Below are 24448 nucleotides of genomic sequence, written 5' to 3' on the forward strand. Positions count from 1 at the left end.
ATTAAAAGTCTATGGCCTTCTTGCTTCCCGAGAAATGCAAACGGGGCCGTGATGGCCCCGTCATCGGGTTGAAGTGCTTACCAGAGCGCCAAGGTGTAGCTGAGAATCAGGCGGTTCTCGTCGAGATCGTTGCCGAAATTGGAGCGAACGGTGGCGTTACGCCATTTCAGCCCGAGGTTCTTCAGCGGACCGTTCTGCACCACGTAGGCGATATCGGTATTGCGTTCCCATTCCTTGCCTTCGCTGCTGCGGCCGGCGACCTCGACGTTGTCGCCGGAGATGTAGCGGGTCATGAAGGTCAGGCCGGGGATGCCGATGCTGGCGAAGTTGTAGTCGTAGCGCACCTGCCAGGAACGCTCCTCGACGTTGGCGAAGTCGTTGATCTGCACGAAGTTGACCAGGAACGGGTCGCTGCTGGCGATGTACGGGAACGGATCGTCACCGCTCATGCGCTGGTAGCCGGCGCCGACGGCGTGGCCGCCCAGGCTGTAGGTGAACATGGCGCCGAAGGCCTTGTTGTCGAGGTCGCGGAAGTTACCGTCCTCGCGGCTTTGCGAGTAGCGCAGGTCGGTCTTCAACGATTGGCCATCGCCCAGCGGCAGTACGTGCACCAGCGTGCCGTAGTACTGCTGGTAGATATCCTCGAGGGTGCCGTAGTGCAGGCCGGCGGTCAGTTGCGGGGTGAGCTTGTACTCGCCGCCACCGAACACGAAGGAATCACTGCTGCCGCCGATGCGGTTGCCGGTCATCTCGGTGTAATCGGTGGAGCTGTTGGCCTTGATGCGGTTGATCTTGCCGCCCTGCAGGGTCAGGTTGTCGATTTCCTGAACGTTCAGCAGTGCACCCTGGAAGGTCTGCGGCAGCAGGCGTGAGTCGTTGGCCGAGACGATCGGGCTGCGAAAGTGCAGGGCGCCAGCTTTCAGTGTGCTGTTGGAGACCTTCACTTTGGCGGTCAGGCCGAGCTTGGAATACTCATCCTGCGAGCCGCCGGAGCGGTCGGCCGGGAGCAGGCCGCTGCCAGCGGTGCCGTCACCGGAGTCGAGTTTCACGCCGAGCATCCCCAATGCATCGATACCGAAACCGACGGTGCCCTCGGTGTAGCCCGACTCCATGCGCAGCAGAAAGCCCTGCGCCCATTCTTCGGCCTTGTCACGGGCGCCGCTCTGGCGGAAGTCACGGTTGAAATAGAAGTTGCGCATCTCGACGCTGGCCTTGCTGTCAGCGATGAAATCGGCATGTGCGATGCTTGGCAGGCCGCCGCCGAGCAGCAGTGCGGATGCCAGTGGGTAATGGGGTTTCATGGTGCAGTGTCTCCTGTTGGGAGCGCGCAGCCGACGTGAGCGGCTGCTTGGCAGAGCGCGTTTTGAATGATGTTGTTGTGGTCTGCGCAGAGCGCGGCGCCATTCTTCAAAGCGTTGTTCGGCGGCGTCCAACGAGAAAAAACAGGGGGCCAGCGATAGGAAAATTCATCGGCTGGGCGAAAAACCTCTGGCATACAACCTGCTACGCCTGAGGCTGCGTGGGCGCTGCAAATCAGCCCCTGAGAAGAACATTGCGAAGAGGCGTTACGGCATGAATCTGAGATTTCTCGAGACCTTCGTCTGGGTGGCACGGCTCAAGAGCTTCCGCCTGACAGCCGAGAAGCTGTTCAGCACCCAGGCGTCCATTTCCAGCCGTATCGCCGCGCTCGAGGATGAACTCGGCACGCGTCTTTTTCTGCGTGACTCCAAAGGCGTATCGCTGACCCCGGAAGGGCAGAAGGTGCTCGAATATGCCGAGCGTATGATCGACACCATGCAGGCCTTGAAGCAGTCGATCAGCGATACCGGCAACATTCAGGGGCGTATTCGCGTCGGGGCTATGGATACCGTCATTCACACATGGTTGAGTCCGTTCGTAACACGGGTGATGGAGCGCTACCCCGCGGTGGAGATCGAGCTGACGGCCGACACCGCGCGCAATCTCAACGAGCAATTGCTCAAGGGCTATCTGGATATCGTGTTCCAGACCGACATGGTCAACGGCGACAGCGTGCGCAATCTGGAACTGGCTGCCTTTCCGGTGCGCTGGATCGTCCCGACCGGTTCGTTGTACCACCGCAGCTATGCCTCGATGGAGGAGCTGGCGCGTGAGCGCATCATCACCTTCTCGAAGAATTCGCGGCCGCATCAGGACATTCTCAACCTGCTGCATGCCGGCAGCGTCAGTGCGCCACGCATCAATTGCGTCAACTCCATCGCCGCGATGACGCGTCTGGTGCGCGACGGTTTCGGTATCGGCGCGCTGCCGCCAGCGCTGGTGCATGACGAACTCAAGCAAGGCCTGCTGACCATTCTCGACGAGGTTCCCGAGCCGCCGCCCTTGCCGGTGGTCGCCACCTGGCGTACAGGCGTGGGGCTGGAGCTCAGCGAGGACATCATCGCCCTGGCCTGCGAAGCACTGGACGTCTACGCCGAGGAAATGGGCGAAGCCTGCATGGCACGAGTCGCGCCAGCGCCGGAACAGCAAAGCGCCTGAACACCCCCATTCAGCTTCTGCGGGCCTGGAAACGGCTGCCCGCTGCTGGTGCATTTGTCGCGAAAACGCCCCTTTTCATCCCATAACGATTTCCGATCATGCGCCTCCGGTTTTTCTAGTTGGACAGGGTAGGGCGATGCGCTGAGACTCGAAATCGTCTTCCAGCCGCGCCTTGCGGCGCACAAAAAACAATGAACAGGAGAGCACCATGAAAAGCATCGCATCGCGTTTCGCCATTACCGCTCTGGCTTGCGCACTGGGCTTCGGTGCCCAGGCCGCCGAGCGCTGGAACATGACCGCCGAGAACCCCGATGGCAACTTCATCACCACCGTGGCCAAGGAGTTCGCCCAGGATGTGGAGAAAGCCAGTAACGGCGAACTGCTTATTCGCGTGCACGCCAACTCGGTGCTGTTCAAGCGCCCCGAGGTCAAGCGCGCCGTACAGACCGGCCAGGTGCAGGTGGGCGACGTACTGATGTCAGTGCTGGGTAACGAAGATCCGATCTTCGAAATCGACAGCGTGCCGTTTCTGGTGCGCAACTACGAGCAGGCCCAGGCCCTGTGGGACGCGAGCCGCCCGGCTGTGGAAGAGCGCCTGGCCAAGCAGGGCATCAAGCTGCTGTACGCCATGCCCTGGTCGCCGCAGAGCATCTTCACCAAGACGCCGATCGCGAGCATGGATGACTTCAAGGGTATGAAGTTTCGTGCCTACAACCCGGCCACTTCGCGCATGACCGAATTGATGGGCGCAGTGCCGACCGTGATCCAGACCGGCGAAATACCGCAAGCCTTCAGCACCGGCATGATCAACGGCATGCTCACCTCGCCGACCACAGGTGTCGACTCCCAGGCCTGGGACTTCTCCTCCTACTACTATGACGTCAAGGCGTTCATTCCGAAGAACTTCGTCATCGTCAACGCGCGTGCCTTCGCCCGCCTGCCGGAAGCGACCCAGGCTGCCGTGCTGGCTGCCGCTGAGCGTGCCGAAAAACGTGGCTGGGCGATTGCCCAGGAAAAGACCAGTGAGCTGGTCAAGACCCTGGCCGACAATGGCATGCAGGTATCCGAGCAGGCCCCGGCGGCGGTGGAGAGCGGCTTCGAGCAGATCGGCCAGAGCATGGCCGATGAGTGGCTCAAGCGTGCTGGTGCCGATGGCAAGGCGATTCTCGATACCTACCAGCCGTGATTCTGCTGCCCGCCGCGCTGGTTGCGGCGGGCTTTTCTCGTGGCTTGACCAGGGAGCCCGTTGTTAATGACCCCACTGCACAAGCTCTACACCCTGTCCGGATGGTTGTCCGGCGTGTTTCTCGTCCTGATCTGTGTGCTGGTCGTGGCGCAGATCGTCGCCCGCCAACTGGGCACCATGGTGCCCGCCGCCGATGAGTTCGCCGCCTACGCGATGGCCGCATCGGGCTTTCTCGCCTTGCCCTACGCCCTGCAACGTGGCGCGCACATCCGTGTGGAACTGCTGTTGCGCCTGCTGCCCGCTGGCGGTCGCCTTGTGGTCGATGTATTGGCCACGCTGGTCGGTTTGGGGATCGCCACCTATATGGCCTGGTACTGCGCGTTGTTCGTGCTGGAGTCCTACGAGTTCAAGGAAGTGTCGCCCGGCCTGTTGCCGATTCCCATGTGGCTGCCACAGCTGCCGATGCTGCTGGGCACGCTGATTCTGGTGGTGGCGATGGCCGAGCGCCTGGTGCTGGTCTGCCAGGGCAAGCGCTTCGAAGCTGTCGAAGCCGGTACGGCGATGAGCGAGTGAGCCCACTGGCTCGACCCTTAATTGCGGCCAGCGCCGCACTGCATTCGTGAGTGAACCCGTGGACTACACAATCATTACAATCACCCTGCTGCTGGCGCTGTTCGTGCTGCTTGGCGGCGGCGTCTGGGTTGCCCTGTCGTTGCTCGGCGTTGGCATCATCGGCATGGAGCTGTTCGGCGGTGCGCCGGCCGGCTCGATCCTCGCTTCCACCAGTTGGGCTTCCAGCGCCAGCTGGACATTGACGGCGCTGCCGCTGTTCATCTGGATGGGCGAGATTCTCTATCGCACCCGACTTTCCGAAGACATGTTCAATGGCCTGGCGCCGTGGATGCGGGGCCTGCCGGGGCGGTTGTTGCACGTCAACGTATTCGGCTGCGGTCTGTTCGCCGCGGTCAGTGGCTCTTCCGCTGCCACCGCCGCCACCATCGGCCGTATCTCTCTGCCCGAGCTGAAGTCGCGCGGTTATCCGGAATCCATCGCCATGGGCTCGCTGGCCGGTGCCGGCACGCTCGGTTTGCTGATTCCGCCGTCGATCATGATGATCGTCTATGGCGTGGCGGCGCAGGTATCGATCTCGCGCCTGTTCATCGCCGGCATTCTGCCGGGCCTGCTGCTGCTGGCGATTTTCAGCGGCTACCTGATGCTCTGGTCTGCCTGCAATCGCAGCAAGCTGCCGGAGGAGGGCGAGCGCCTGCCGTTCATGGACAAACTGCGCCGAGCCAAACTGCTGATTCCGGTGCTAGGGCTGATCGTCGCGGTGATCGGTTCGATCTACGGCGGCATCGCCACGGCCACCGAGGCAGCGGCGGTGGGTGTGGTCGGTGCGCTGCTGATCGCGCTGGTCTCGGGGGCGCTGACCCGGGAAACCTTCATGGCCAGCCTGATGGGCGCGGTGTCCACCTCGTGCATGATCTTCTTCATCCTGCTCGGCGCGGCGTACCTGACCTCGGCCATGAGCTTCACCGGCCTGCCGGCGGCGCTGGCCGACTGGATCATCGCCAAACAGCTGTCGCCGTACCTGTTGCTGCTGGCGTTGACGTTGTTCTTCATCGCCCTGGGCTGCTTCCTCGACGGCATCTCGATCATCCTGCTGACCACCGCAGTGATTCTGCCGGCGGTGCAGGCTGCCGGGATCGATCTGCTGTGGTTCGGCATCTTCGTCATCCTGGTGGTGGAAATGGCGCAGATCACCCCGCCGGTGGGTTTCAACCTGTTCGTCATCCAGAACCTCACCGGGCGCAACCTGGGCGCGGTGGCGCGCGCCAGTTTCCCGTTCTTCCTCCTGCTGGTGCTGGCGGCGATCCTCATCACCTTGTTCCCGCAGATCGTGCTGGCGCTGCCCCAAGCGATGCGCGGCACCTGATCTCTCTCCCTGGCCCGCTCGCGCTCCGCTTGCGGGCCATGGCTTTTTCTTTTTGCACCGTGCCGGTGCAGCCTTGAAAGAAAATGTCGCAGCGCCGCAAGCGGTTGCGGGCCATCCCTCGTTAAGCTCGCTGGCTATATGTGACCAGTCGGTCGCTCCCTTCACGCCGGTCCGCATGCGACTCGCAAGTGTCATCGTCGCTTCATGGACTAACGTTGAACTAACACCCAGCGACAGCGATAGCGATCCAGACTTCCTGTCGAACCACCAGCCCAATGGAGCAAAACCATGGCGTTCTTTACGGCGGCCAGCAAAGCCGACTTCCAGCACCAACTGCAAGCGGCCCTGGCACAGCACGTGAGTGAGCAGGCGCTGCCACAAGTAGCCCTATTCGCCGAACAGTTCTTCGGCATCATCGCCCTCGAGGAGTTGACCCAGCGGCGTCTGTCCGACCTGGTCGGCTGCACCCTGTCGGCCTGGCACATGCTGGAGCAGTTCGATCACGCCAAGCCGCAGGTGCGCACCTTCAACCCCGATTACGAGAAGCACGGCTGGCAGTCCACCCACACGGCGGTGGAAATCCTGCATGGCGACATCCCGTTCCTGGTCGACTCGGTGCGCATGGAACTCAATCGCCATGGCTACAGCATCCACACCCTGCAGAACAGCGTGTTCAGCGTGCGCCGCGACAAGAATGGCCAACTGCTGGAGATCCTGCCGCGTGGTACCCAGGGCGAGGGCGTGCTGCAGGAAGCGCTGATGTTCCTGGAAATTGACCGCTGCTCCAGCTCCGCCGAACTGAAAACCCTGGAGAGGGCCATTCACGAAGTCTTCAGTGACGTGCGCATGAGCGTCGCCGACTTCCAGCCGATGAAGGCCAAGGCACGCGAGCTGCTGGCCTGGCTGGATCGCGCCAAGCTCAAGGTGGACAAGGCCGAACTGGATGAAATCAAGATCTACCTGAACTGGTTGCTGGACAACCACTTCACCTTCCTCGGCTACGAGGAATTCACCGTCGTGCCGACCGCCGATGGCGGCAGCATCGTCTACGACGAGAAATCCCTGCTCGGCCTGTCCAAGCGCCTGCGCACCGGCTTGTCCGCCGAGGAGCTGCACATCGAGCCTGAGGCGGTGGCCTACCTGCGCGAGCCGCAGCTGTTGTCCTTCGCCAAGGCTGCAGTGCCGAGCCGGGTGCACCGCCCGGCCTACCCGGATTTCGTTTCCATTCGTGAACTCGACGCCAAGGGCAACGTGGTCAAGGAATGCCGCTTCATGGGCCTGTACACCTCGGCGGTGTATGCCGAGAGCGTATGGAACATCCCCTACATCCGCCGCAAGGTGGACGTGATCAAGCAGCGCTCGGGCTTCGACAGCAGTGCTCACCTGGGCAAGGAACTGGCCCAGGTGCTGGAAGTGCTGCCGCGTGACGACCTGTTCCAGACCCCGGTGGACGACCTGTTCAACACCGCGCTGTCCATCGTGCAGATTCAGGAGCGCAACAAGATTCGCGTGTTCCTGCGTCGCGATCCCTACGGCCGCTTCTGCTACTGCCTGGCCTACGTGCCGCGCGACGTCTATTCCACCGAAACCCGGATGAAGATCCAGCAGGTGCTGATGGAGCGTCTGCAGGCCACCGATTGCGAGTTCTGGACCTTCTTCTCCGAGTCGGTGCTGGCACGCGTGCAGTTCATCCTGCGCGTCGACCCGAAGAACAAGACCCAGATCGACCCCGTGCTTCTGGAGAAGGAGGTCATCCAGGCCTGCCGTTCGTGGAAGGACGACTACGCCAGCCTGATGGTCGAAAGCCTCGGCGAAGCCCAGGGCACCAACGTCCTGGCCGAATTCCCCGGCGGCTTCCCGGCCGGTTACCGCGAGCGTTTCGCCCCGCACTCGGCGGTGGTGGACATGCAGCACCTGCTCAGCCTGAGCAACGACAAACCGCTGGTGATGAGCTTCTACCAGCCATTGGCCCAGACAGGGCAGCAACTGCACTGCAAGCTGTATCACGCCGATACACCGCTGCCGCTGTCCGACGTGCTACCGATTCTGGAGAACCTCGGCCTGCGCGTGCTCGGCGAGTTCCCCTACAAGCTGCGCCGCAATGACGGCCGCGAGTTCTGGATCCACGACTTCGCCTTCACCTACGCCGAAGGCCTGGACGTCGACATCCAGCAGCTCAACGACACCCTGCAGGACGCCTTCATTCACATCGTCGGCGGCGATGCCGAGAACGATGCGTTCAACCGCCTGGTGCTGACCGCCGCCATGCCCTGGCGTGAAGTGGCGCTGCTGCGTGCCTACGCGCGCTACCTGAAGCAGATCCGCCTGGGCTTCGACCTCAGCTATATCGCTGCGACCCTGATCAACCACGCCAACATCGCCAAGGAGCTGGTGCGCCTGTTCCGCACCCGTTTTTACCTCGCGCGCAAGCTCACCGCCGAGGATCTGGAAGACAAGCAGCAGAAGCTCGAACAGGCCATCCTCGCCGCGCTGGACAACGTCGCCGTGCTCAACGAAGACCGCATCCTGCGTCGCTACCTGGACCTGATCAAAGCCACCCTGCGCACCAACTTCTTCCAGGCCGATGCCAGCGGTGCGGCCAAGTCCTATTTCAGCTTCAAACTCAGCCCGCGCCTGATCCCGGAGATTCCGCGGCCGGTGCCGAAGTTCGAGATTTTCGTCTACAGCCCGCGCGTCGAAGGTGTGCACCTGCGCTTCGGCGACGTGGCCCGCGGCGGCCTGCGCTGGTCGGACCGCGAGGAAGACTTCCGTACCGAGGTGCTCGGCCTGGTCAAGGCGCAGCAGGTGAAGAACGCGGTGATCGTGCCGATGGGCGCCAAGGGCGGCTTCGTACCGCGCAAGATGCCGGTCGGCGGTTCGCGTGACGAGGTGATGGCCGAGGGTATTGCCTGCTACCGCATCTTCATCAGCGGCCTGCTGGATATCACCGACAACCTCAAGGAAGGCGAGGTAGTACCGCCGCAGAACGTGGTGCGTCACGACGCCGATGACCCCTATCTGGTGGTAGCGGCGGACAAGGGCACCGCGACCTTCTCCGACATCGCCAACGGCATCGCCGCCGAATATGACTTCTGGCTCGGTGACGCCTTCGCCTCCGGCGGCTCGGCCGGCTACGACCACAAGGGCATGGGCATCACCGCCAAGGGCGCCTGGGTTTCGGTGCAGCGTCACTTCCGCGAGCGCGGCATTGACGTGCAGAAGGACAACGTCACCGTGATCGGCATCGGCGACATGGCCGGCGACGTGTTCGGCAACGGCCTGCTGCTGTCGGAAAGCCTGCAACTGGTAGCGGCCTTCAACCACATGCATATCTTCATCGACCCGAACCCGGACGCCGCCAAGAGCTTCGTCGAGCGCAAGCGTTTGTTCGAGCTGCCGCGTTCGAGCTGGGCCGATTACGACGCCAAGCTGATTTCCGACGGTGGCGGCATCTTCCTGCGCAGCGCCAAGAGCATCGCCATCACCCCGCAGATGAAGGCGCGCTTCGACATCGCGGCCGACAAGCTGGCGCCTACCGAGCTGCTCAACGCGCTGCTCAAGGCACCGGTCGACCTGCTGTGGAACGGCGGCATCGGCACCTACGTGAAATCCAGCAAGGAAAGCCACGCCGACGTCGGCGACAAGGCCAACGACGCCCTGCGCGTGGACGGCCGTGAACTGCGCGCCAAGGTGGTAGGCGAGGGCGGCAACCTGGGCATGACCCAGCTTGGCCGTGTCGAGTTCGGCCTGCATGGCGGCGCCAGCAACACCGACTTCATCGACAACGCCGGTGGCGTGGACTGCTCCGACCACGAAGTGAACATCAAGATCCTGCTCGGCGAGATCGTCTCCGCTGGCGACATGACCGGGAAGCAGCGCAACAAGCTGCTGGCCGAGATGACCGACGATGTGTCCGAGCTGGTGCTCGGCAACAACTACAAGCAGACCCAGGCGCTGTCGCTGGCCGAGCGCCGTGCCCGTGAGCGTGTCGGCGAGTACAAGCGCCTGATGAGCGCGCTGGAAAGCGCCGGCAAGCTCGACCGCGCGCTGGAGTTCCTGCCTTCGGACGAAGAACTGAACGAGCGCGCCACCAACGGCCAGGGCCTGACCCGGCCAGAGCTGTCGGTGCTGATCTCCTACAGCAAGATCGACCTCAAGGAGTCGCTGCTCAAGTCCCTGGTGCCGGACGATGAGTACCTGGCGCGCGAGATGGAAACCGCCTTCCCGGCGATCCTCACCGAGAAGTTCGGCGACACCATGCGTCGTCATCGCCTCAAGCGCGAGATCGTCAGCACGCAGATCGCCAACGACCTGGTCAACCATATGGGCATCACCTTCGTGCAGCGCCTGAAGGAGTCCACCGGCATGAGCGCGGCCAACGTCGCCGGCGCCTACGTGATCGTGCGTGACCTGTTCCGCCTGCCGCACTGGTGGTCGCAGATCGAGGCGCTGGACTACAAGGTATCGGCCGATCTGCAACTGCAGTTGATGGACGAGCTGATGCGCCTGGGCCGTCGCGCTACCCGCTGGTTCCTGCGCAGCCGCCGTAACGAGCTGGATGCCGCGCGCGACGTGGCGCATTTCGCACCGCGTATCGAAGCGCTGGTCGGCCGTCTGGACGAACTGCTCGAGGGCCCGGCCCGCGAGCAGTGGCTGGCGCGCTACCAGAGCTTCGTCGAAGCCGGCACGCCGGAGGAGCTGGCCCGCGTGGTCGCCGGCACCAGCCATCTGTACACGTTGCTGCCGATCATCGAAGCGGCGGACGTCACCGGCAAGGATGCCAGTGAAGTGGCGACTGCCTACTTCGCCGTTGGCGGCTCCCTGGAGCTGTCCTGGTACCTGCAGCAGATCACCAGTCTGCCGGTGGAGAACAACTGGCAGGCGCTGGCCCGCGAGGCCTTCCGTGATGATCTGGACTGGCAGCAGCGTGCGATCACCGTGTCGGTGCTGCAGATGGCCGATGGTCCGCAGGAAATCGAAGCGCGCGTGGCCCTGTGGCTCGACCAGCATCAACGCCTGGTCGACCGCTGGAAGGCGATGCTGACCGAGCTGCGTTCGGCGACCGGCACCGACTACGCCATGTACGCGGTGGCCAACCGCGAGCTGATGGACCTGGCGCAAAGTGCCTGAGCCGTGCGCTGAAAGAAAAGAGCCCCGCCAAGTGCGGGGCTCTTTCTTTTTGCTGCACTGCATTCACAGGCTTACGTAGCCCGGATGAAATCCGGGGAATTTGCCGACGATGTCCCGGATTGCATCCGGGCTACGCACCCACGTTCTACGCAATGTGCTCCCCTCTCCCATTTATTGGGGGCACGCCTAGTGGAGAGGGGCTGGGGGAGAGGGCGGTAGCGCCGCGAGTCGTCTGTCTGTCGCGCTAGACGGAAATCCCAAGCCCGTATGCAATCCGGGATCAGGGAGGTAGGGCGCACCGTGCGCACCGCCATGCTCCGGATCAGCGCAGTATCTGTTCGACCAGGCGCTTCTCCTCGGAGAGTTCGCGTTGACGGGCATCGATGCGTGAGGCCAGCTGGAAGTTGTTGCTGGCACGGCGCTTGGCGTAGTCCAGCTGTTCGATGGCCTGGTTGTAGTCGCCGACCAGGGCGAAGAACTCCGCGCGCGCCTGGTGCAGGCCGATGGTATTGCCGCTCAGGCCACGAACCTCGGCGACCTGGTACCAGACATCCGGGTCCTTGGCGCGGGTCTTGAGCAGGTCGTCCAGCGCGCGTTCGGCATCGGCGACGCGCTGCTGCTTGAGCAACAGGTCGATGTGTGTCTGCTGCAACGGATAGTTGCTCGGGTAGAGGCTGAGCAGGCGTTTCTGTCTGCGCTGTGCGGCATCCAGGCGATTGGCCGCCATATCCAGCTCGATCTGCGCCAGGTTGTAGGTGATGTCGTCCGGGGCCTTGCTCAGCAGCGGCGCCAGGGTTTCACCAGCCTCGGCGAGTTGGCCGGTTTTCATCTGTGCCAGCACCAGGCCGTAGCGTGCGGCATCGAGGCCAGGGTTCTCGTCGAGCATGGCGCGGAAACGCTTGGCCGCAACGCCCGGCGTCTCTTCGTAGGTCAGTTGCACGCGGGCGCGCATCAACTGGTAGCGCAAGCTATCTTCGCGGCCCGTGGCCGGGTACTGCTCGGCGCGGTTGCGGGTGTCGGCAATACGCGATTCCGACACCGGGTGGGTCAGCAGGAATTCCGGCGGGCGGGCGTCGTAACGGTACTGACGCATCAGCCGTTCGAACATCAGCGGCATGGCGCGTGGGTCGTAGCCGGCCTTTTCCAGGTTGACCAGGCCAATGCGGTCGGCCTCCTGTTCGTTCTGTCGGGAGAAACGCCGTTGTTCCTGAATGGCAGCGGCCTGGGTCGACATGATCGCTGCCATGCCGGCATCGCCGGCGCCGGCCGCCGCGGCGACAATGCCGGCGAGCATGGCCGCCATCATGGGCAGCTGCATGCGTTGCTGGGCCTCGACGCCACGGGCGAAGTGGCGCTGCGACAAGTGCGCCAGTTCGTGCGCCATGACCGAGGCGTACTCGGCTTCGGTCTGGGCATAAAGGAACAGGCCACCGTTGACCCCGACGATCCCGCCGGGGGCGGCGAAGGCGTTGAGCTGCGGGCTGTTGAGCAACACGAACTCCAGGCGGCGGTCCTGCAACTGGCTGGTTTCCGACAGGCGATAGACGCTGGACTCGACGAAATCCTTCAGTTGCGGGTCGTCCAGTTGCGAAACCTGACCGCGCAGCAGGCCGAGCCAGGCACGGCCGAGCTGGTGTTCTTGCTGGGGCGAGACGATCGAGGAGCTGGCGTCGCCTAGCGACGGCAGGTCACTGGCACCCGTGTGGGCGGCGAACAGGCAGGCCAGCGTCAGCAGGGTGGGGCGCAGAAAAGTCATGCACTCAGGGCTCTCGGGCGGCAAAGGCGTTACTGTAGCCGGCCAGCTACCGCGCTGGCCAGGGTTGTGGCGGCTTGGGTATCCTAGCCGACCTATCAGGAGTAGACGATGACAGACGTACCGGCTTTCGATGCTGAACTCGATGCCTGCGGGCTGAACTGCCCGCTGCCCTTGCTCAAGGCCAAGCTCGAACTCAATCGCCTGGCCAGTGGCGCGGTGCTCAAGGTCAGCGCCACTGACGCCGGCTCGCAGCGTGACTTTCGCGCCTTCGCCAGCCTGGCCGGGCATGCGTTGCTGCATGAAGAACTCGAGGCAGGCGTTTACCGCTATTGGCTGCGCAAGGCCTGAACAGCTGTTGCAGCTTGAAACACATCCCCGTGGTCATTCATGCGCGGCGTGCGCCATTTTTCATGTGGCGGGCGTAGTGAAAGAACCGGCACTTCTCTGCGTTAAGGAATTCTGATGGTCAAGGTTTTACGCGATTGGCTGCACCGCTACTTCTCCGACGAACAGGCGGTGGTGTTGGCGGTGCTGCTGGTACTGGGCTTTGCCGTGGTGCTGACGCTGGGCGGCATGCTCGCGCCGGTGCTGACCGGCCTGGTGCTGGCCTTTCTAATGCAGGGCCTGGTCAACGGCCTGGAGCGCCTGAGGGTGCCGCAGGCGCTGGCGGTCTGGCTGGTGTTCACCCTGTTCATGGGCGGCCTGACGGTGTTTTTGCTGGTGCTGATGCCGCTGCTCTGGCAACAGTTGAGCACGCTGTTCAATGAACTGCCGCGTATGGCCGCCGAATGGCAATCGGTGTTCCTGCTGCTGCCGGAGCGTTACCCGAACCTGATCACCGACGCGCAGGTCGTGCAACTGATCGACAGCATGCGCGGCGAAGCTGGCAAGTTTGGCCAGTGGGCGCTGTCGTTCTCCCTGTCCAGCCTGCCGATGCTGGTCAGCGTGATGATCTACCTGGTACTGGTGCCGATCCTGGTGTTCTTCTTCCTCAAGGACCGCGAGCAGATCGGCCAGTGGTTTCGCAGCTACCTGCCGCGCGAGCGCTCACTGATTACCCAGGTGGCGCAGGAAATGAACCAGCAGATCGCCAACTACATCCGTGGCAAGTTCATCGAGATCATCATCTGCGGCGTGGTCACCTATATCGCCTTCGCCTACCTGGGCCTCAATTACGCCGCGCTGCTGGCCTTGCTGGTCGGCCTGTCGGTGGTGGTGCCTTATATCGGCGCGGTGGTGGTGACCGTGCCGGTGGCGCTGATCGGCCTGTTCCAGTGGGGCTGGAGCGATCAGTTCCTCTATTTGATGGTGGTCTACGGCATCATCCAGGCGCTCGATGGCAACGTGCTGGTGCCGCTGCTGTTCTCCGAGGCTGTCAACCTGCATCCGGTGGCGATCATCTGCGCGGTGCTGCTGTTCGGCGGGCTGTGGGGCTTCTGGGGTGTGTTCTTCGCCATTCCGCTGGCGACCCTGTTCAAGGCCGTGATCAACGCCTGGCCGCGTACCGAGCCGGTGTCCGCCGAATAAGGCGTCGATGGCAAAGGCTGTGCCTGGAATAAGGGTTCCAGCGCGGCCTTGCGTAGGAGCCCCGCCCCGGGGCGAAGCTCGTCAATTGCGCGCCATCCATGTTCGCGGCGGGGCGCCGCTCCTACAAATACGGCGCGTAGATGCTTGGCTGAGCGCCGGGTTTTGCACAGCTCAAACCAGGCTACCTCCAAACAAAAACGCCGCGACTGCCATTGGCCGTCGCGGCGTTTCATGTGCAGGGCAGGGGGTCAGCCTTTGTTCAGGGCTTCGGCGGCTGCCAGCACCTTGTCGACATGGCCGGCGACCTTGACGTTGCGCCACTCTTCACGCAACACGCCGTCCTTATCAATGAGGAAGGTACTGCGCACGATGCCCATGTATTCCTTGCCGTAGTTCTTCTTCAACTGGTACACGCCGAACAGGTCGCACAGTTGGTGCTCTTCGTCGCTGATCAGCTCGAAGGGGAACGCCTGCTTGCACTTGAAGCTTTCGTGCTTCTTCAGGCTGTCCATCGACACGCCGAAGATCAGCGTGTTGGCCGCCTTGAACTGCTCGAAGCGAGCGCTGAAGTCCATACCCTCGGTGGTGCAGCCCGGGGTCGCGTCCTTCGGGTAGAAATACAGCACGACCTGCTGGCCCTTGAGGTCGGACAGCTTTACCTGCTGGCCACTGGTGGCCTCGGCCTGGAAGTCGGCAACGGCTTTGTCGAGTTCAACGGGCATGGAAACTCCTTCATTTAGAGGTTGTCGGCGATCTCGCGAGCTAGAGCCATGCAAGGCAGAAACAGGTGAGGCCGCGGAGTTTACGAGTTGTAAATGAGCAGGCCGAACCTGTTTCTAACGCAGCAGGGCCGACGCGCAGCAGATCGTCATGGATTCTGCGGGCGCCAGGGTTCGATCAAGGCATCAAGATTCAGCGCATCGGCGAAATCCAGGAACTGATCGCGCAGCCAGCTGATCTGTGTGCCGGCCGGCAGCGTCACGGTCAGGGTGGCGTTGAGCATGGTGCCGCCGGTCTGCGGCGCCTGGTAGGTGTCGCAGGTCAGGGCTTCCAGCTCGACGCGGTGGTCGATGAAGAACTGGCATAGCTCGTTGAGAATGTCCGGGCGGTACACCGCGCTGACGTAAGCTACATATGGCAGCGCCTGCGGGCGCACCTCGGCGGCAGCGCTGCGCGCCAGATCCACGCTGAAATCATGCTTCTTGGCCAGCAGCGGCAGGCTCGACTCCAGGCGCGCCAGGGCATCCCAGCTACCGGACACCTGCAGCACCAGGGCGCTGAATTCACCGTGACGGCTCAGGCGAGTGCTGATCACCGCACAACGGTTCTCATGGCTGGTGCGGCTGAGCAGGTTGGTCAGGGCCATGGCATCGCGGCCGAGAGCGCTGATGACGAGGAATTGTTCGCGAACGAGGGGGGTGGACATGCAGCCTTCCTAAAGCGATGAACGGTCCACGCGCGAGAAGCCGCAGACCAAAGACAGCAGGTTAGCGAAAAGCACCGCCGAGGGGAATGGCGAAGCCTTGTGCATCGGACGACGGCCTGCGCCGATAGCCGGTCGCGGAAAAACGCAGGTAGTGTTCAAACGACCTGATAAGCCCTTGTCCGTTGCTTGTGCCGGATTGGTGGCACCAGTACCATTACGGCTCAATTTTTCCGGCAGGAGCGGTTGCATGATTGCGGGCAGTATGGTGGCACTGGTCACGCCCATGGACGCGCAGGGTGGTCTGGATTGGGATGCCCTGAGCAAACTGGTGGACTTCCACCTGCAAGAGGGGACCAATGCCATCGTCGCGGTCGGCACCACGGGTGAATCCCCCACACTGGATTTCGACAGCGAACACTTAGAGGTGATTCGCCGCGTGGTCGATCAGGTTGCCGGGCGTATCCCGGTAATCGCCGGCACCGGTGCCAACAGCACCCGCGAGGCCGTGGAGTGGACCCAGGCCGCCAAGGATGTCGGCGCCGACGCCTGCCTGCTGGTCACCCCGTACTACAACAAGCCGACCCAGGAAGGCCTGTACCTGCACTTCCGCCATATCGCCGAAGCCGTGGACATCCCGCAGATTCTCTACAACGTGCCGGGCCGCACCGTGTGCGACATGCTCCCGGAAACCGTCGAGCGCCTGTCGAAGATCGACAACATCATCGGCATCAAGGAAGCCACTGGCGACCTTCAGCGCGCCCAGGACGTGCTGGATCGCGTCAGCAAGGATTTCCTCGTCTACTCCGGTGACGACGCCACCGCGGTGGAGCTGATGCTGCTCGGCGGCAAGGGCAACATCTCCGTCACCGCCAACGTTGCGCCGCGTGCCATGAGCGATCTGTGCGCTGCCGCCATGCGTGGCGAGGCGGCCATCGCTCGCGCCATCAACGACCGTCTGATGCCGCTGCACAAGGCGCTGTTCCTCGAATCCAACCCGATTCCGGTGAAATGGGCGCTGCACGAAATGGGTCTGATGGGCGACGGTATTCGTCTGCCGCTGACCTGGCTCAGCCCGCGCTGTCACGAACCGCTGCGCCAGGCCATGCGCCAGTGCGGTGTATTGGCTTAACTCAAGGATTCTACGCATGAAGCGACTGGCCGGATTTTCCGCCCTTGCTCTGATCGTCTCCAGCACCAGCGGTTGCGGCTGGCTCTGGGGTGAAAATGGCTACTTCCGTGATCGCGGTAGCGACTACCTGGAAGCGCGTCAGACTGCACCGATGCAATTGCCGGCTGATGTCCAGGCCAAGCGTCTCGATCCGTTGCTGCCGGTGCCTGCCCAGGTAGCCAGCAGCACCGCGACCCCGGCCGAATTCGAAGTGCCGCGCCCGCAAGGCCTGCAGGTACGTGCCGACGAACGCGAGTTCAGCCTGCAGCGCAGCGGTGATTCGCGTTGGGTCGTGGCCCAGCGCGTGCCGGCCGAAGTCTGGCCGCTGGTGCGTCAGTTCTTCGAGGACAACGGTTTCCGCATCGCCAGCGAGCGTCCGCAAACCGGCGAATTCATCACCTCCTGGCAGCGTTTCGATGAGCTCTCCACGAGCATGGCGCGCAGTCTGAGCAGCCGCGTTTCCGGCGTTGCGGCGGACGCCGAAACCCGTGTGCGCGTGCGCATCGAGCCGGGCGTACAGCGCAACACCAGTGAAGTCTTCGTCACCAGCGCCGAGCGTCCTGCCGGCAGCACTGCCGATGTCGATTTCGCTGCCCGTAGCGGCAATGCCAGCCTCGAAGCTGCACTGCTCGACGAAATGCTGGTGAGCATGGCTCGTGGCGTGGAGCAGGGCGGCTCGGTATCGCTGCTCGCCGCACGCGACTACGATGCGCCCAGCCGCGTCAGCCTGAGCGAAGACGGCAACGGCAACCCGGTGCTCAACCTCGGCGCCGATTTCGACCGCGCCTGGTCTGGCGTCGGCCGTTCGCTGGAGCTCGGCAACGTGCGCGTCGACGACCTCAACCGCAGCCTTGGCCTGTACTACATCAACATGGCCGAAGGCGCTCAGATCAACGAAGAGAAGCCAGGCTTCTTCGGTCGCATGTTCGGCAGCGCGCCGAGCAAGGAAGAGATCGAAGCCCGCGCCGAGCGCTATCAGGTGCGCCTGACTCCGGTTGGCGATGGCGTCCAGGTCACCGTGGAAAAAGACCTCAACACCGTAGCCCCGGCCGATGTATCGCGCCGCGTGCTGAGCCTGATCCAGGATAATCTCGGCTGATCGGCGCCAGCAGGTCGTTGAAAAACGGCCTGCAGCGCGCTCCAGCCGTTAATCGATGGGCGAAACCCGCAAAGGTTTCGCCTTGTTAGTGTGAAAGTCGCGCAGCGACGTCTTCCTTCAGTCCTTCTCCCTCCGGGAGAAGGTGGCGCGAAGCGCCGGATGAGGGAGGGCATGCCGCGAAGGCTTTCATCATTCGGGATGCCTCTCGCGGCATACCCGTTTGCCAGAAACGGAAATGCCGACATGAGCACACCCACCACCCTGAGCCTGAAGAAGATCTACTCGGGCAAGGTCCGCGACCTCTACGAAATCGACGACAAGCGCATGCTGATGGTGGCCACTGATCGTCTGTCGGCATTCGACGTCATCCTCGAACAACCGATTCCGGAGAAGGGCAAGATCCTCACCGCCATCTCCAACTTCTGGTTCGACAAGCTGGCTGGCGTGGTGCCCAACCACTTCACCGGTGACAAGGTCGAGGACGTGGTGTCCGCCGCCGAGCTGCCACTGGTCGAAGGCCGTGCGGTCGTCGCCAAGCGCCTCAAGCCGGTCGCTGTCGAAGCCATCGTGCGTGGCTACATCGTCGGCTCCGGCTGGAAGGAATACCAGAAGAGCGGCACCGTCTGCGGCATCGCCCTGCCGGCAGGCCTGAAGGAGGCGGCCAAACTGCCGCAACCGATCTTCACCCCCTCGACCAAGGCCGCCGTGGGCGATCATGACGAGAACATCAGCTTCGCGCAGTGTGAAGCCATCATCGGCGCCGAACTGGCTGCCAAGGTTCGTGACACCGCGATCAAGCTGTACACCACGGCTGTCGAGTACGCCGCCACTCGCGGCATCATCATCGCCGACACCAAGTTCGAATTCGGTCTGGACGAAGACGGCACCCTGACCCTGATGGACGAAGTGCTGACCCCGGACTCCAGCCGCTTCTGGCCGGCCGACAGCTACGCCGAAGGCAGCAACCCGCCGAGCTTCGACAAGCAGTTCGTGCGCGACTGGCTGGAATCCACCGGCTGGAACAAGCAAGCCCCGGCCCCGGCCGTACCGGCAGACGTCGCGCAGAAAACCGCCGACAAGTACCGCGAAGCGCTGACCCGCCTGACCGCTTGAGCCTTGCGAGAGAAGGCCGGGTAGCCCCGGCTTTTTCACAAGCGTCTGATAGAACACGAAATTTTTTCAAAATAAGCTTCGCCAAAGCGCATTCAGCTGTTATGATTCGCGCCGCTTGGGAAGATGCCGGAGTGGTCGAACGGGACGGATTCGAAATCCGTTGTGTCAGCAATGGCACCTAGGGTTCAAATCCCTATCTTCCCGCCATATCGTAAAAAGCCTTATAAATCAACGGTTTATGAGGTTGTCGAAACGGCGATTTGTAGCAACGGTTTGTAGCGTTTTTTGTAGCGCAAGCCTGACCTACGAATCGCCTTTTTTCTTTGTCTTTCGGGGCGTTCTGCCCTGTCCTATGCCAATCCATACCCTCTACCTTGAAAGGCCGTCCAAGGCGTTTCTAGGGGCTTCTCCGTTCGCTTTGAGGATCGAGGTCGCCAAGCGGGCGAAGGCTCTGCATTCGCTCGGTTGGTGGCCGGTTTAGGAATGGGTGTAAGTGGGTGAGGATATGGTTTTCGCTAACGGAATGAGCAAGCAGAGAAACCCGGTTCGGGTGCTATTATCTGATATAGGCTTTTGCACTGATTATAATGCTATGTCTGTTCTCTCCAATAAAACACGGTTCTACGGCTTACTTTTAACTGTTGCATTACTTCTTGAATGCTTGCGCCGGATTCAAGCAAAATAATGCCTTCCTCTCTTTTTGTTCTGCCTTTCTGCTTGCCTCTAATCGCTTGAATCTCTGGTGTATGAGTTTTGGCGATGTAGTCTTCAAAGGTCCCACGGTTGAAGTTTCTAAACGTCCACTTTGCTACGCTCTTGGCCGTGTGTTTGACTTCTGCGGTATCCAATGGGGTAGAAAACTGGCTGTTGTAGCCCGTGGCTCTATCCAAGCAAGCGTTTAGCCATTGGTCATAGTCAGGCCAGCCCTGACGGATAGCCTTATATGCCCATGTCCTTAGTTTCTCGAATAGTGTGCAGTTCCTGCCTAGTCCATAGTCGGGAAGGGGCTTGCGCTTGTTCTGGTAGGGGGATAGGTCCAGGTAATCGGCTAGGCTGTCTAGGGTGTAAAGTTCTGGCTCCCACTGTTTGACGATCCAATGTGGATTGAGTGGGTTTTTACAGATAAGCCCTGAATAACCTATGTCAGCGTCGAGAAGATCACGCATAGCGTTGTCGATAGCCCCAGCGTAGCGTAAAGGGGCTGTTTTGCCGTCGATTGCGGTTCGGATAGGGGTATATAACCCGTAGAGCAAATGAGCGTGCCCATTGGCCGGATTACGAGCGATTAGGTTAGGTGGTGGCGCTCCTACCTGTTCCCAGTGCAGTCCAGCGTCTCGACGGTCTACGTCATAGACAAGCCATAATTTATGGGTAGGGCCATTCGGTTGAATGTGGCGAGCAAGTGCGGCTTTCTCTTTTTTGTTTATTTTTAAGCCGTTTGATAAGTGGTCAGCGTGATACGGTCTTGCTGGTAGTTTCTCGTTAAATAGGTCTAAGCATTCCATTGTATTCCTCTTCTGGTTAATGTTCAGAAAGAGAAAACTTAGGAAGTGGTCTTGACAATGATTTATTTGATGATTAAATGAATATTGTTAAGTAAGTTGTTTAGTTTGATTGCCACCTTTCCAGAGGTGGTTTTCTCTTTCTGCTATATTCAAAATCTCACATTTTATAATTTTGTCAATGCGCTCTTGACTTATATTGTTTATGGGTTAATTTGTAATTAGCACAATCCTCAATTGTGTGTTTCTTGAAAAAAAGGCCAGCAAATGCTGGTCTTTTTTTGCTCTTCCATTATTGAATTTATGAGGTATATTGATATTAAGTAAACAATAAAAAGGAAAATATGGTAAGGAATGGAATTAGAAAAAGTGCCGGTTTGACATTAATTGAGTCATTAGTTGTTGTGGGTATTTTGCTAGGAATTGTTGCGATTGCTTTGACTTTGTATGGGACTGTCAAAGATAGGCTAAATGTAAAGAATGAGTCCGAAAATATATCTTTTGTATACTCTCAGGTTCTAGATTTGTTTAGTGATGAAACTACGGATGAGCTAGAGAATGCTTTGGCTGTTGAGTCTGGAATATTTCCGAAGAAGATGAAGATCGTTGGTGGGGATAGAGTATATAATTCTTGGGGTGGTTCTGTAGTAATCAAGGGTGAGAGTAATAGCAATGCTTTCACTTTGGAGTATAAAAAAGTTCCGAAAGAGGGTGTATGTGTTGATTTGGTGAGAAACCAGCGAAAAGTTGGTTGGGATTCTGTTTCGATTGGTAGTAAAGATATTACTTATAGTGAAATGACCGCAACGGAGTTGTCTGGCAGTTGCACAGGTGGGTCAGGTGATACGGTAGATATATTGTTTGAATATGGAGTTGATTCTGAGTAATAAAAAGCCCGCTTAATTGCGGGCTTTTTATTGGTGAGATTTAGATTTAACTTTCATAATCCCAAATCGGACCATAGGAGCCAAAACAACTGTTCAAAATTGCTTCAGTAGTTATTCCGTGGGGAATAAGCTCCCCCCATTCATTTATCTCCATTACAAGGGAGTTGTGTTGCTGTCCATTACGCATTTGAATGAAGTCTACGATTCTTACAGACTTCCCCCTGCTATCAATATTGGTTATCACTGGTATTTCAGGGTTATTCATTTGAGCTAATCTTGCTAGCAGCACATTTCTTAGTGGCAAGAAACGTCCATCCTGAGCGTTGCACTCAATATCAAAAGACTCAACGGCATCCATAGCATAAACCGTCTCGTAAACGATTCTCTTACCGTGACGACTTTCAAGGTCATCTATAAACTTTTGATTTTCACCTGCAATTGCGTTCCATGCTGATATAGCAAGGATTATAGGTATAATTTTTTTCACGCCCGATATCCCTATCTACAATTCACTGTTTTTGCTTAGCAATGATTTGATTTAAACTGCTTTGCAAGCCTTCAATTTTTCTTGTCTGCCATTCCAGCGACTCTTTAATTGAGAGAACAGTAATAAAATGCCCTACTAGTGGGACTGCCGCAACAAAACCAATGATTCCCCCGATTAGCCCTTTGAACATGCTTCCATCATAAGGGTTAATATTATACCCGGCAAAAAAACCAGCAGCAGCGGCGACAAATAAAAGTAGTATAAGCATCCATTCATAAATTGAAATTATGAAATCTCTCATTTCTATTCTCCTTTCGTGAGGTAAGCAATTCGATGTAGCGCTGCAATTAGAGGAGCAGAGGTTAGATTAGCATAGCTTGATTTCAAAATGCCATGCTCACAAATGAGAAAAGCCAAAGCACCCTGCTTGAGTGCTTTTATTGATATGGATTATTGGGATTATTGGGATTGTTGAATGGGCTTGGTGGTTTAGGCTTTAGCATCCTTCTCTTTCTTGCTACTTCTGCTTGCTTCTTCTCTTCCTCGTCAAACTCAATTGTTTGCTTGTCAGTTAACTTGTCGGAAGCCCATAGCTTAGCGTTGTCGATTACTCCGAACTCTACTCGTTTACTGTCTAGCCCGACTTCGTTTAATTTCTCATGGACGTTAAAGAGGTAATCCTTCCTTTTCTCTCTTCCTAAATAGCGTGCCGTCTGGAATACGTTTTCCTTTAGTTCTTTGTAGATTGGGTCGGTCGGCTCAGAAAGGCGCTGTGCGTTTAAGATCTTGTCGATTTTAACGTCTAGGCTGTAAATCAATGGTTGTAGTTCGTCATTCAATATCGTCATTGCTTTAGTGATTTGAGCGTGTCGCTTCTCGTCTTTTACAATCTGAGCGTTTAGGGTTTTTATAGCCTTATTGTGTTTCTCTAGTTCTGCTGTGATTGTCTTCTCTAGTTCAGTCTTTTTCTTTTCAAGGACTCTAACGGTTTCCTTGGTTATTTTCTCTTGAGCAATAATGTTGTCGAGTTTTCTTTTTTGCTCGTTAAACTCATTGGAAAGTAAGTTGATTTTGTTCTTTGATGATGTTTCGATTTGCTCTAGTTTCTCTGTTTGTTCGACTATTAGAGTATTCTTTTTCTCTAGCGTTTGCTCTAGTTTGCTATTTTGAACTTCTGCCTGTTTTATCTCCTGCTGAGTTTTTTCTAGCGTTTCTGTTGCTTCTGCTAGTTGTTTCTCTCTTAGGGTGTAGAGATTGAATGCACGATCTTCCTTGGCTTTTTTGCTCTCAAGTCTGAGTTTCTTTCTTAGCTCAAGGCTTTCTTGCGTGGTTTCCACTCTGCTAGCGACAATAGGGATATTCTCATTTTTAAACTTATCGTTTATGTGTTGGTAGAACAGTTCTTGTAGTGCTTCGCCTATAATCTGGCTTTCCTCGTAGGTCTGGCTTTGGGTATTGACTGGATTGTATTCTTTGAAGAAGTCAATTGACTCAATGACCTTGTTAGCAAGCAAGGCTTGATGCTCTGTGAGGTCATATTCGCCTGTCCTTTGGTTTTTACAGTCGATAAAGATATGAGGGTGGTCGCCAACCTTCTTGTCTCCTTTGGCCTCTAGTTCGTCGCCGTGGTAAACGGTTAGTAGGACTTTATAGTCTGGAAAATACTTTGAGTAAAAGTCTTGAATGCCGCTTATGTAGAAGTCGGCTGATAAATCTACTTGGTTGTGCATCGGGAACTTGAAGAAGGCTTCTTGAATAACCGTTTTTCTTCCATCCAGCGGTTTTTCTATCTGGATGATTCCATTGTGTAGGTCTATGTAATTTTGCACGCTTTTGAGCTTCTGAGCCTTTCTGCTCAGGTCAAAACCGTTGAAGTCTTCTGCGACTTGAAGGGGGTCTATGTGGTCGTTTCTTTCGATTAGATCTTCTAGGTAATCAGCAACCGGATTCCCGGCTTCTTCCTTGATTATCTTCTTGATTTTGTACTTATATTTGCCTTTGGTTTCTATGTCCTCCTGCCTTTTCTCCTTGGTTCGATTTATTGCATAGAACGGTTTTAGCGTCTCCTTTATGAAGGAAAGTCCGTCCTGGGTATTCATTGCAACTCGCTTTCCATTAACGATAAAGACGTTTTTATGCGATAGCGATTCGTCCCATTGAAGTTTTTTTATCTCTTTGCTTGGGATTCGCAAAGAGTGTTTAAGAGACTTGTCCAGTTTTCGGATTCTTGAAACTGAAAAATTTAGTCTCTTATATAGCATTGATGTTTCTTTAATCTGACCAGTCATTTTTTACCTCGTTTTTTAGTTGTTTTTCCCTCCATTTATCCAGCGAGATGGCTTTTGCATTTTGCTTTTGGGATTCCAAAGGGTGGAACCCTTGGCCCGACGTTTTAACTTCTCACCTTTTGCGCAGCAAAAGTGTGAAGTTAAAACCAAAGGGTTGATAAAGGTCTAAAAACTCTAGGTTTTTCATACCTTATATAAATAATTTACCATGAATTTTAAATTGATCAAAAATGATCGCTATTTTTATTGGTTTTCTTGTGTTGTGTATGTGCGTGTATAGGGTGGCTTATACAAGCCTACTTTATTAGTGCTCTATATATAGCTTGCTATAGCGGGCGCACATGTGAGGGCTGGGTAAGGTCTGCTTTAAAGCGGGAGGAGGGATTTTAGGGCGTTTTTTTATGTGTAACGCCCTAAATTTTTAAT

At 58.2% G+C, this 24448-nt stretch carries 19 protein-coding genes and 1 tRNA gene; 12 read left to right on the forward strand and 8 right to left on the reverse strand.

The annotated features are described in order from the left end of the window. Window positions 1-77: 77 nt before the first annotated feature. Window positions 78-1301, reverse strand: a complete 1224-nt coding sequence (locus BLS08_RS10185) for an OprD family porin (protein WP_090336504.1) — start codon at window positions 1299-1301, stop codon at window positions 78-80. Window positions 1302-1572: 271 nt separating this feature from the next. Between BLS08_RS10185 and BLS08_RS10190 the strand changes: the two genes are divergently transcribed. From BLS08_RS10190 to BLS08_RS10210, 5 genes are all read left to right on the forward strand, one after another. Then, a complete protein-coding gene (locus BLS08_RS10190; protein ID WP_021489712.1) occupies window positions 1573-2517 on the forward strand; it encodes a LysR family transcriptional regulator in 945 nt (314 codons plus the stop codon). Window positions 2518-2725: 208 nt separating this feature from the next. Then, a complete protein-coding gene (locus BLS08_RS10195) occupies window positions 2726-3703 on the forward strand; it encodes a TRAP transporter substrate-binding protein (protein WP_090336507.1) in 978 nt (325 codons plus the stop codon). A gap of 66 nt (window positions 3704-3769) precedes the next feature. Then, window positions 3770-4276 (forward strand): TRAP transporter small permease, encoded by a 507-nt coding sequence (locus tag BLS08_RS10200; protein WP_090336510.1) that lies wholly within the window; start codon window positions 3770-3772, stop codon window positions 4274-4276. Window positions 4277-4334: 58 nt separating this feature from the next. Next, complete coding sequence (locus BLS08_RS10205; RefSeq protein ID WP_017679077.1) at window positions 4335-5639, forward strand: TRAP transporter large permease; 1305 nt, start codon at window positions 4335-4337, stop codon at window positions 5637-5639. A gap of 288 nt (window positions 5640-5927) precedes the next feature. Next, window positions 5928-10769, forward strand: coding sequence for an NAD-glutamate dehydrogenase (locus tag BLS08_RS10210; RefSeq protein ID WP_090336514.1), 4842 nt, complete (start codon window positions 5928-5930; stop codon window positions 10767-10769). Between the two features lie 322 nt (window positions 10770-11091). Here BLS08_RS10210 and BLS08_RS10215 read toward each other — a convergent pair whose 3' ends face one another. Continuing rightward, the gene (locus BLS08_RS10215; RefSeq protein ID WP_090336516.1) at window positions 11092-12525 is read right to left on the reverse strand and encodes a M48 family metalloprotease; all 1434 of its coding nucleotides are present in this window, start codon (window positions 12523-12525) and stop codon (window positions 11092-11094) included. Between the two features lie 108 nt (window positions 12526-12633). On the opposite strand from BLS08_RS10215, the gene BLS08_RS10220 reads away from it, so the two are divergent. Beyond that, a complete protein-coding gene (locus BLS08_RS10220) occupies window positions 12634-12873 on the forward strand; it encodes a sulfurtransferase TusA family protein (protein WP_017679080.1) in 240 nt (79 codons plus the stop codon). 114 nt (window positions 12874-12987) lie between these two features. Next, window positions 12988-14052, forward strand: a complete 1065-nt coding sequence (locus tag BLS08_RS10225; protein ID WP_090336518.1) for an AI-2E family transporter — start codon at window positions 12988-12990, stop codon at window positions 14050-14052. Window positions 14053-14300: 248 nt separating this feature from the next. Here BLS08_RS10225 and BLS08_RS10235 read toward each other — a convergent pair whose 3' ends face one another. Then, window positions 14301-14774, reverse strand: a complete 474-nt coding sequence (locus BLS08_RS10235) for a peroxiredoxin (RefSeq protein ID WP_003460629.1) — start codon at window positions 14772-14774, stop codon at window positions 14301-14303. 146 nt (window positions 14775-14920) lie between these two features. Beyond that, window positions 14921-15478: a glycine cleavage system transcriptional repressor gene (locus BLS08_RS10240; protein WP_003460630.1), complete on the reverse strand. Its 558-nt coding sequence runs from the start codon at window positions 15476-15478 to the stop codon at window positions 14921-14923. Window positions 15479-15725: 247 nt separating this feature from the next. Here BLS08_RS10240 and dapA point away from each other — a divergent pair, with 247 nt between their 5' ends. The 4 genes from dapA to BLS08_RS10260 all read left to right on the forward strand — a co-directional run bounded on the left by dapA (window position 15726) and on the right by BLS08_RS10260 (window position 19065). After that, a complete protein-coding gene (gene dapA, locus BLS08_RS10245) occupies window positions 15726-16607 on the forward strand; it encodes a 4-hydroxy-tetrahydrodipicolinate synthase (protein ID WP_090336520.1) in 882 nt (293 codons plus the stop codon). Window positions 16608-16623: 16 nt separating this feature from the next. Continuing rightward, a complete protein-coding gene (gene bamC / locus BLS08_RS10250; protein WP_017679083.1) occupies window positions 16624-17745 on the forward strand; it encodes an outer membrane protein assembly factor BamC in 1122 nt (373 codons plus the stop codon). Window positions 17746-17943: 198 nt separating this feature from the next. Further along, window positions 17944-18858 (forward strand): phosphoribosylaminoimidazolesuccinocarboxamide synthase, encoded by a 915-nt coding sequence (locus BLS08_RS10255; RefSeq protein ID WP_394327944.1) that lies wholly within the window; start codon window positions 17944-17946, stop codon window positions 18856-18858. 117 nt (window positions 18859-18975) lie between these two features. Continuing rightward, window positions 18976-19065: transfer RNA gene (locus tag BLS08_RS10260), tRNA-Ser, on the forward strand. A gap of 383 nt (window positions 19066-19448) precedes the next feature. On the opposite strand, the gene BLS08_RS10265 is transcribed toward BLS08_RS10260, so the two are convergent. Continuing rightward, window positions 19449-20363, reverse strand: a complete 915-nt coding sequence (locus BLS08_RS10265; protein ID WP_090336525.1) for a replication initiation protein — start codon at window positions 20361-20363, stop codon at window positions 19449-19451. A gap of 341 nt (window positions 20364-20704) precedes the next feature. Here BLS08_RS10265 and BLS08_RS10270 point away from each other — a divergent pair, with 341 nt between their 5' ends. Then, a complete protein-coding gene (locus BLS08_RS10270) occupies window positions 20705-21247 on the forward strand; it encodes a type 4 pilus major pilin (RefSeq protein ID WP_090336529.1) in 543 nt (180 codons plus the stop codon). Between the two features lie 46 nt (window positions 21248-21293). On the opposite strand, the gene BLS08_RS26010 is transcribed toward BLS08_RS10270, so the two are convergent. The 3 genes from BLS08_RS26010 to BLS08_RS10280 form a co-directional block, all read right to left on the reverse strand. Next, on the reverse strand, window positions 21294-21734 hold the full coding sequence (locus BLS08_RS26010; protein WP_139204196.1) for a hypothetical protein: 441 nt from the start codon (window positions 21732-21734) through the stop codon (window positions 21294-21296). A 22-nt stretch (window positions 21735-21756) separates the two neighbouring features. Next, window positions 21757-22035 carry a hypothetical protein gene (locus BLS08_RS10275; RefSeq protein WP_090336531.1) on the reverse strand — a complete coding sequence of 93 codons (279 nt, stop codon included), beginning with the start codon at window positions 22033-22035 and terminating at the stop codon, window positions 21757-21759. 136 nt (window positions 22036-22171) lie between these two features. Beyond that, entirely contained in the window at window positions 22172-24022 is a 1851-nt protein-coding gene (locus BLS08_RS10280; protein ID WP_139204198.1) for a coiled-coil domain-containing protein, read from the reverse strand. Window positions 24023-24448 lie beyond the last annotated feature (426 nt).

It is taken from the genome of Ectopseudomonas chengduensis (assembly GCF_900102635.1).
GTDB classification, from domain to species: Bacteria; Pseudomonadota; Gammaproteobacteria; order Pseudomonadales; family Pseudomonadaceae; genus Aquipseudomonas; species Aquipseudomonas chengduensis.